The organism is Planomonospora algeriensis, from assembly GCF_977012225.1.
Window position 1 is genome coordinate 1 of sequence record NZ_CDRNDK010000281.1, and the last position, 8608, is coordinate 8608.

Below are 8608 nucleotides of genomic sequence, written 5' to 3' on the forward strand. Positions count from 1 at the left end.
GGACGGCGGTCGCTGCGGTAGCCGGTGCGGCGGCGTGCCTCCCGGGACGCGGCGACGGCCTCGGCGGCCACCGCCGAGTCCAGCGGCTCCACCTTGACGTGCGCCGGGAAGGCCACCGCCGTGCGGCGCAGATGCGACCAGAGCGGCAGGCCGCCCGCGGCGATCAGTACGGCGGCCCCGCCAGGACGGCGCGCTCGGCCGGTGCGCGGTCGCCCAGCGCCACGGCCAGCGGCCACAGCGCGCCGAGCAACGCGACGGTGCAGGCGATCCCGCGGTGGAAGCGCTCGGCCTCCGAACCCGGCCAGGGGTCGACGGCCCGGGTGACCTCCCGGCCGGCGTCGGAGACGGTGCAGGCGTCCTTCACCGGGCAGGCGTTGCACACCGCCGGTCTGGCCCGGTAGCGCATCACCCGGTTGTCCGGGTCGAAGGAGTGCGGCCACAGCCACTGGTCCTCCGGGCAGATCCAGGCGTCGTGGTCGGCGTGGTAGGTGAAGGCGCCCGACCGCCAGTCGGAGGTGCGGCCGGCGGCGCGCCTGGCCAGGCGGTCCAGGGCGAAGGCGACCAGCAGCAGGAAGACCCCGTAGGCGACGGCCGGCCAGACAGCGGAATCGATCATCATCGTCCTCCCGCGCCGGACGGGTCGTCGGGCTGCCGCCGGTCGGAGGCGTACCGGGCCGGCCCGGTCTCCGGCCCGGTGGCCCCGCCGTCGCCGGCGACCGGCACCGGCTGTCTCTCCACGAACAGCTCCTCGACCGGGACGTCGCCGGTGGTGGAGCGGATCCGGTGCCGGATGCCGAGCCAGGTGATGTAGAGGAAGGGCAGCACCCCGCCGAAGATGAAGATCAGGTCGCCGGGCATGCGCAGCCACTCCAGGACGGCGTTGCCCGGCTGCATGATGTACTCCAGCGAACGGGCTTCGTAGTAGCCGTCGTTGACCGAGTGCCACAGCTGGATCACGCCCAGCGGCAGCAGGGTGGCGAAGACCATCCAGGCGAGCCCGATGTTCAGCGACCAGAACGAGAGCTTGGCCAGCCGGTCCGGCCAGAACCGGGCGGGGATGAGGTAGCGCAGCGCGAAGAAGGCCAGGCCCACGGCGAGCATGCCGTACACGCCCATCATCGCGCCGTGCCCGTGGTTGGAGGTCAGCGCGGTGCCGATCTGGTAGTAGGACACGATCGGCAGGTTGATCAGGAAGCCGAAGACGCCGGCGCCCAGGAAGTTCCAGAAGCCCACCGCGACCATGAACATCACCGCCCAGCGGTGCGGGAAGGGCGCGGAGCTGCGCGACTCCTGGCGGGAGCCGAGCTGCAGGAAGGTCCAGGCCTCGATGGTGAGGAAGGTCAGCGGGATGATCTCCATGGCGGAGAAGAAGGCGCCCAGGGCCATGTGCTCCACCGGTGTGCCGGAGAAGTACAGGTGGTGCATGGTGCCGAGGACGCCGCCGGCGGAGTAGAGGATGATGTCGAGGAAGATGAGCTGCAGCGCGATCTTCCGGCGCACCACCCCGAGCATCACGAAGATGTAGGCGACCATGACGGTGGTGAACAGCTCCAGGAAGTCCTCCACCCACAGGTGCACCACCCAGAACCGCCAGAACTCGCTGACCGTCAGGTGGTTCCCGGTCCCGGCGAGCAGCCCGACGGCGTAGAAGCCGGGGATCGCCAGGCCGGCGTAGAAGAACACCCACGGCAGGTTCGCCCGGTGCTCGGTCCTCAGCCGGCTGCGGATCACCCGGTAGAGCATGAAGATCCAGATGAACATGCCGGCGGTGAGCAGGACCTGCCACACCCGGGGCAGGTCCAGGTACTCCCACTGCTGGTCCCAGAACGGGGAGCCCTCCGCCCACTGGACCCCGAAGACGCTCAGCGCCTCACCGAACAGCGAGCCGACGACCACCAGGGTCAGTGCGCCGAGCAGGCCGTAGGCCAGCCAGTGCTGCCTCTTCGGCTCCCGGCCGGAGATGTAGGGCGCCAGGAAGATCCCGGCGGCCAGGAAGGACGCCGCCGTCCAGAACAGCGCCAGCTGCAGATGCCAGGTCCGGGCGAGGTTGAACGGCAGCAGCCGGGCCAGGTCCAGGCCGAAGAAACTCGACAGGTCGGCCCGGTAGTGCTCGATCGCCGCGCCCAGGAGCGCCTGCACGAGGAAGAGCGCGGCCACCACGAAGAAGAACCAGGCGGTGGCGCGCTGGGCCGGGGTGACCTCTACCTCGCCGGGCTGCTTGAACGCCAGCGGGCGGGCCTCGGCGCTGTGCCAGCCGATCTGCCGGTTCCAGCGCCCGTAGAGCGCGAAGAGGATCCCGATGCCCACCAGCAGGGCCGTCAGCGACAGTCCGCTCCACACCAGGGCGTCGGCCGTCGGGGAGTTGCCCACCCGCGGCTCGGGCGGCCAGTTGTTGGTGTAGGAATAGTCGTGCCCCGGGCGCTCGGCGGCGGACGCCCACGCCGTCCAGCCGAAGAACGCGGTGAGGTCGTGGATGTCGGCGGGGTCGGTGATGGCCTTCGGGATGAGCCCGTACCGGGTGCTGTCGGTGCCGAAGAAGCCCGCGTAGTGCCGCTTGAGCCCTTCGAAGGCCCGCACCTGGGCGGCGGTGATCCGCAGCGTGCCGGTGGCCTCGTCGTAGTGGTTGGCGCGCAGCATCCGCGCCACCTCGGCCTGCGGGTCCCGGACGCCGGAGGCGCGCAGCTCCTCCTCGATGGCGACGGCCGAGCGGCGCAGGTAGTCGGCGGTGTAGTCCGGCCCCAGGTAACCGCCGTGGCCGACGATGGAGCCGTACTGCTGCAGCCCCCGGCGCAGGAAGACCTGCTGCCCGGAGGTGATGTCCGCGCCGGTGAAGACGACCTGGCCCCGCTCGTCGACGACCCGCTGGGGCAGCGGCATCGAGTCGGTGTAGGTGCGCAGCGCCAGCAGCCCCATCACGAAGAACCCGAAGACCATCACCAGGGCGACCCCCTGGAGCCAGCCCTTGGAGACCAGCAGTTCCGAACGCCGGGCCGGGCCCGTTTCCGGAGAGCCTGTCCGTACCACCGTCGCACCCCCTCGTCACTCGCGGTCGACCGGACACGGGCACGCGGACGAGGGGGAGCCCGTCACCGGCCGGCAGTGTGGCCGACCCTAGGATCCGCGGGCGGGCGGCGGGAGGAACACGCGGTGCCCATTGCGAAAGATGTGGTTGATGCGAGTTGCGGATGGAATGCCTTTACCCTGCCTGTATGACGGTGGGATTCCTGCTCTGCTCCGATCCGCTCCGGCCGCGGCGGGCCGACCCGCACTTCGAGCGGGAGGCGCGGGCCGTACGGGAGGCGGACGCCCCGCTGGCGCTGGTCGACCACGACGCGCTGGCGGCGGGCCGCGCCGAGGAGGCCGTGGCGCGGGTGCCGGCCGGATTCGGGCCGGTCTGGTACCGCGGCTGGATGCTGCGGGCCGAGCGGTACGCCGAACTGGAGGAGGCGCTGCTCGCACGGGGCTGCCGGCTGCTCACCGGGGCCCGCGCCTACCGGACGGGCCACGAACTGCCCGGATGGATCGGCTGCTTCGGGGAGCTGACGCCGGAGACGGTCGTGGTGCCGCTGGAACCGGGCGGGGCGGTGCCGTCGGGCGAGCGCCTGACCCGGTTGGCGGCGGGCCTCGGGCCGGGCGGCTTCGTGGTGAAGGACTACGTCAAGTCGCGCAAGCACGAATGGCTGGAGGCGTGCTACGCCCCCGACCCGGCCGCGCTGGAGCGGGTGGCGGCCAGGTTCGTGGAACTGCAGGGCGACGACCTGGCGGGCGGGCTGGTCGTGCGCCGGTTCGAGGAGTTCGAGGGCGGCCAGGTGCGCGTGTGGTGGCTCGACGGGGAGCCGGTGTTCGCCGGCCCTCACCCGGACGAGCCGGACGGCGAGGTGGCCGGGCCCGGCGATCTGGGCGGGGTGCGGGCGGCGGTCCGGGAGCTGGACGCCCGGTTCGTCACCACCGACCTGGTACGGCGGGCCGACGGCGTCTGGCGGGTGATCGAGGTCGGCGACGGGCAGGTCAGCGAGTGGCCGCCGGGCGCCGACCCGTCCGTGCTGATCGGGGCGCTGGTCAAGGTCGGCGCCTAAGCCGTCACCTGGCGCAGGAGGCCGGCGATCCGGCGCCGCGCGCGGGCCGTGCGGCTCTTGACCGTGCCCAGCGGCAGGCCCAGCTCCCGGGCGATCTCCGCCTGCGTCATGTCGTCGTAGTAGGCCATCCGCAGGACCTCCCGCTCATCCGGATGGAGCAGCGCGAGGGCCCGCCGTACCTGGAGGCCGAGCCACTCCCGCTCCAGGCAGGGCGGCTCGGCGGCCAGGTGCGCGGCCTCGTCCAGGGCGACCTGCCCGCCCGCGGCCCGGCGCGCGTCGCGGTGGACGTCGCGGGCGGTCCGGCGGACGATCGCGTACAGCCAGGGCAGCGGTTCCCGCTCCTCGTCGAACTCCGGGGCCGCCCGCCAGGCCCGGACGAGCGCCCGCTGGACCGCCTCGGCGGCCAGGTCCGGGTGGCCGAGCAGGCGCAGGGCGGCGGCGTGCAGCCGCGCCGAGTACGCGGTGTACAGCTCCGCCAGCGCGGTCCCGTCCCCGTCACGGAAACGCCGGGCGAGCGCCCGGCCGGTCTCTTCCATGGTCGATGTCATCCCTCCGTCGGTCTCGCCCATGGTGGGACATGAGTCCTTCTCGCTTCCGCGTCCTTGTGCACAGTGCGGAACCGCCCGCGGGCCCGGCGGAGTACTGCAGGGCGTCAACGGCACGACCACGAGAACAAGAGAAGGAAAGACCATGGGACTCAGGAAGACCTCCCTGCGGGCCGCCGCGCTGACGGGGCTGTCGGCCCTCGCGATCGCGGGCCTGCCGAACGCCGGACACGCCCAGGCCGCCGCCGGCGGGACCGTCTCGCTGCAGGGGACGAAGCTCGTCTACACCGCGGCCCCGGGCGCGAGCAGCAGCGCCAGCATCAGCCTCTTCAACGGGGAGATCGCCGTCTTCGACACCGCGCCGCTCACCAAGGGGCCCGGTTGCCGGCAGCTCACCCCGAGGGCGGTGGCCTGCGGGACCGCCGTCACGGAGTTCACCGCGGCGATGGGGGACATGAACGACACCCTCAGCGTCGGCGCCCAGATCAACGGCACCGTCGACGGCGGAGACGGCCAGGACGGCTTCCTCGCCGGTACGGAGTCGAAGACCCGCCGGGCGATCACCTTCATCGGCGGCACCGGGGTGGACACCGTCTCCTACAAGGGCAGCGACCTGTCGGTGCGGGTCAGCCTGGACAACACCGCCAACGACGGCCGCAACATCGACTCCGACAACATCCGCAGCGACGTGGAGAACATCGTGGGCACCCCGCACGGCGGCGACATCCTGGTCGGCAACTCGGGCAGGAACGTGCTCAACGCCGACTCGGGCCCCGGCGACCAGCTGTACGGCCAGGGCGGCCCCGACCTGCTCCTGGCCAAGGACCTGGACCGGGAGACCGCGCTGGACTGCGGTGCGGGCGGGGGCGACGAGGTCGTCAGGGACGAGATCGACCCCACCCCGGTCGGCTGCGAGATCGGCTAGGGGGATCGCCGCGGCCGCCCGCCGCGGGCACCGCCGTGGAGGCCCGGCCGGGCCGTGTGAGCGCCGGCCGGGCCGGGATCAGCACCAGGAGTCGTGACGGGTGACCGACCCGCCTCCGGGGCTGGTGAAGGCGCGGTTGCCTCCGCAGATCCAGGTGACGGCGCCGTCGGGGTTCTTCTTGATGTACTTGTACTGGATCGGGGTGTTCGCCGGCAGTTGCACCGCGGCCCGCCAGGTCGGGTAGTCGGCGGACGACAGGGGCACCGCGCCGGCGGGGTTCCAGCCGCCCAGGGCGGGGACGTTGCCGATGACGAACACGTTCTGCCCGTGCCAGGTGGTGACGTCGGCGCTGAACTGCGCGGTGACGGTTCCGCCGCCGCCTTGGCCCCAGGTGTCGTCGCGCGTCGCCTGGCCGTCCGCCGGTGTGGTGAAGGCCCGGTTCGCGCCGGGCTCCCACTCGACCTTGCCGTCGGGGTTCTTCTTGATGTACTTGTACTCGATCGCGGTGCCGCCGGGCAGGACCCTGGTCCCCTTCCAGACCGGGTAGTCGGCGGACGACAGGGGCACCGCGCCGGCGGGGTTCCAGCCGCCCAGGGCGGGGACGTTGCCGACCACGAACACGTTCTGCCCGTGCCAGGTGGTGACCTCGGCGTTGAAGGTGGCCCCCTTCCCGGGCGCGCCGCACGAGGAGGCGGAGTCCGCGTAGCGGTCGGAGACGATCGCGGGGGTCTCCACGTTCTCGCCCGCGTCGATCGAGTGCGCCAGCCGTACGAACTGGGCCATCGCCCAGGTCAGCGGGGTGGCCGAGCCGGTCCCCTCGCCGAAGGCGAACCCGTGGGCGTCCGCTCTGTCCCACACCTGCTCGGGCAGCATGTAACCGTCGTTGGCCATCTTCGCCATGGTCGCCAGGTACGGCCGCGCGTCGTTGCCGCGGGCCAGCTCGTACTGCCCGCGCTCACCGGTGAGCAGCGGCCAGAGCCTGCCGACGCCTGCGGTCGTGTACGGCTTGCCGTCCGCGGTCTCGCCGTAGCCGTCGTGGTTGTAGCGGTACCAGCCGGGACCGTTGGGGGTGTTCACCTTGATCGTCGAGTCGACCTCGGGCAGCGAGCCCGTGATGCAGGCGTCGTCGGCGGGCTTGACGCCGAACCGCACGAGCTCCAGGAAGCCCGCGTCGACGATCTCCCGCTCGTCGTAGGTGCCGCCGCCGTTGTTGATCTCTAGGTGCTGGCCGTCGTCCGGGTTCTCGTTGGCGTTGATCCGCATGTAGTAGCGGCCGTCGCCGATCTTGCCGGTCGTGGTGAACGTCCAGTTCTCGATGTTGCCCTGGAAGTCGTCGGCCTTGGCCAGGTAGGCGTTCTTCGACGAGGTGTCGCCGTTCTGGCCCGCGATGTCGGCCGCGGCCACCAGCCCGGCGATGACGGCGGCGATGGTCGAGGGCGAGTAGCCGCCCTCCTCCTCCCAGCGCTCCTGGGGGGTCCAGGCGCTGCCGTTCTTCAGGTAGTCGGCCGACTTCTTGACCTTGGCCCAGGTGGCGGCGTCGGTCCGGCCGAGCTGCCAGGCGAGGATCAGCGGGTAGGCCGCCTGGTCCTTCTGCGAGGCGCCCCAGATCTGGTGCCGTTCAGCCAGGTGTTCTGCTTGAACGAGCCGTCGCCGTTCTGCTGCTTGTCGAACAGGTAGTCCAGTGCCCGCTCGGCGGCCTCCTCGTCACCGGCCGCGATCAGCGCCGAGGCCTTGTGGTAGAGGTCGCGCGGCCAGACCGCGTGGTAGCCGTGCGCGCAGCAGTTGTCGGCGTTGACCCAGTTGCCCCAGGGGATCGACGGCGAGGCGATGAAGCCGCCCCGGTACGTCTTGTCCTCCGCGGCCTTGATGGTCATGATCGAGACGTTGTACTGCTTCTCCAGCTGCGGGTCGCCCGTGACGGACGCCGGCCGGTCCTCCAGCGAGTCGAGGTAGGCGTGCCAGCCGTCGGCGTACGCGGTCTCGACGGCGGGGTAACCGGCGGCGAGCGAGGCGTCGGCCGCGGCGGAGGCGGCGCCCCGGTCCGTGCCGAAGCCGAGTGCCAGGGTGAAGGTGGTGTCGGTGCCGACCGAGATCCTGGCCGCCTGGGCGATGTTGCCGCCGCTCGGCGCGTTGTCGTAGGTCACCGGCAGCGAGCGGGCGGTGGTGAGCTGGGTGTACGGGTCACTGGCCGTCCCGCTGTAGCCGGTGGTCAGCCGCGTGAAGGCGGGGGAGGCGGCCAGCGCGCTGGCGACCGGGCCGTCGCTGGACACGAGCCGGCTGCCCGAGGTGGCGCCGGTGTCCCCCTTGCCGCTGTTGTTCAGCGACGGGTTGTAGAGCACGTAGAGGGAGAGCGGGCCGCCGCTGAGCACCTCGAACCGGGTCTGCACGAGCAGGGTCGGCCGGTCGGGGTCGGTGGCGTAGGTCTTGGTGATCCGGTATCTGCCCTGCTTGTCGGTGTTGACCTGCTTCTGGGTGAGCGCCTCCGCGTCGGGGAGCTCGACCGCCTGGTCGGTGTCGACCCCCTCCACATCGGTGAACGTGCTGCCGTCCGTCACGACGTACTGCAGGTCCTGCACATTGGGCACATCGAGGCGGGGGTAGTACACCTCGTTCACGATGCCCTGGCCGAGGGTGTACCAGACCTTCGACTCCGTCGTCACCGACGTGCCGAACCCCTGCTTGCCTCCGGCGGTCCAGGAACTGCCGCCGCCGGGAGCGCCCGGCGCGTCGGCGGCCTGCGCGGGGACGGCCACCGCCGTCACCGCGAGCACGACGGTCGCCGCTGCCGCCGCCCGGGCCAGCAACTTACGTAAGGCTTTCACTGCGCGCCTCCATGATTGCGAACATGTCGCAAAGATGACGGTGCGTAGTGGTGAAGTCAAGAAGTAAACGAACACCAACTTATAAATGCCGACCATGTTTATTGGTTGAATGAAATCAGCCCTGGTGAAGCCGGTAGTCCCTCCTGGCCGAGGCCGGGGTGGACGCCGAGACGCGCACGGCGTCCACCGCGATCCCGGCCGCCGTGGGCCCCAAGCCCCCGGATCCCGGCCGCCGCGTGC

The 8608-nt window shown here is 71.6% G+C and carries 7 protein-coding genes; 2 read left to right on the forward strand and 5 right to left on the reverse strand.

The genetic code is table 11. The features are described 5' to 3' along the window. Positions 1 to 163: 163 nt before the first annotated feature. Both ACWJ6R_RS24415 and ACWJ6R_RS24420 read right to left on the reverse strand, forming a co-directional pair. Positions 164 to 616: a hypothetical protein gene (locus ACWJ6R_RS24415; RefSeq protein WP_449064469.1), complete on the reverse strand. Its 453-nt coding sequence runs from the start codon at positions 614 to 616 to the stop codon at positions 164 to 166. Beyond that, positions 616 to 3024, reverse strand: a complete 2409-nt coding sequence (locus ACWJ6R_RS24420) for a nitric-oxide reductase large subunit (RefSeq protein ID WP_449064470.1) — start codon at positions 3022 to 3024, stop codon at positions 616 to 618. Before ACWJ6R_RS24420 ends, ACWJ6R_RS24415 begins: the two co-directional genes overlap by 1 nt. Before the next feature lie 185 nt (positions 3025 to 3209). Here ACWJ6R_RS24420 and ACWJ6R_RS24425 point away from each other — a divergent pair, with 185 nt between their 5' ends. Then, entirely contained in the window at positions 3210 to 4076 is an 867-nt protein-coding gene (locus ACWJ6R_RS24425) for an ATP-grasp domain-containing protein (protein WP_449064471.1), read from the forward strand. On the opposite strand, the gene ACWJ6R_RS24430 is transcribed toward ACWJ6R_RS24425, so the two are convergent. Continuing rightward, positions 4073 to 4612, reverse strand: coding sequence for an RNA polymerase sigma factor (locus ACWJ6R_RS24430; protein WP_449064472.1), 540 nt, complete (start codon positions 4610 to 4612; stop codon positions 4073 to 4075). The two genes, ACWJ6R_RS24425 and ACWJ6R_RS24430, sit on opposite strands and share 4 nt — an antisense overlap. A 154-nt stretch (positions 4613 to 4766) precedes the next feature. On the opposite strand from ACWJ6R_RS24430, the gene ACWJ6R_RS24435 reads away from it, so the two are divergent. Then, positions 4767 to 5546, forward strand: coding sequence for a hypothetical protein (locus tag ACWJ6R_RS24435; protein ID WP_449064473.1), 780 nt, complete (start codon positions 4767 to 4769; stop codon positions 5544 to 5546). A gap of 78 nt (positions 5547 to 5624) precedes the next feature. Here the strand turns inward: ACWJ6R_RS24435 and ACWJ6R_RS24440 are convergent, their stop codons facing one another. Together ACWJ6R_RS24440 and ACWJ6R_RS24445 are read right to left on the reverse strand one after the other, a co-directional pair. Next, on the reverse strand, positions 5625 to 7172 hold the full coding sequence (locus ACWJ6R_RS24440) for a carbohydrate-binding module family 20 domain-containing protein (protein WP_449064475.1): 1548 nt from the start codon (positions 7170 to 7172) through the stop codon (positions 5625 to 5627). Continuing rightward, positions 7112 to 8368: a glycoside hydrolase family 15 protein gene (locus tag ACWJ6R_RS24445; RefSeq protein ID WP_449064474.1), complete on the reverse strand. Its 1257-nt coding sequence runs from the start codon at positions 8366 to 8368 to the stop codon at positions 7112 to 7114. The genes ACWJ6R_RS24440 and ACWJ6R_RS24445 overlap by 61 nt, the downstream gene beginning before the upstream one ends. Positions 8369 to 8608: the final 240 nt, after the last annotated feature.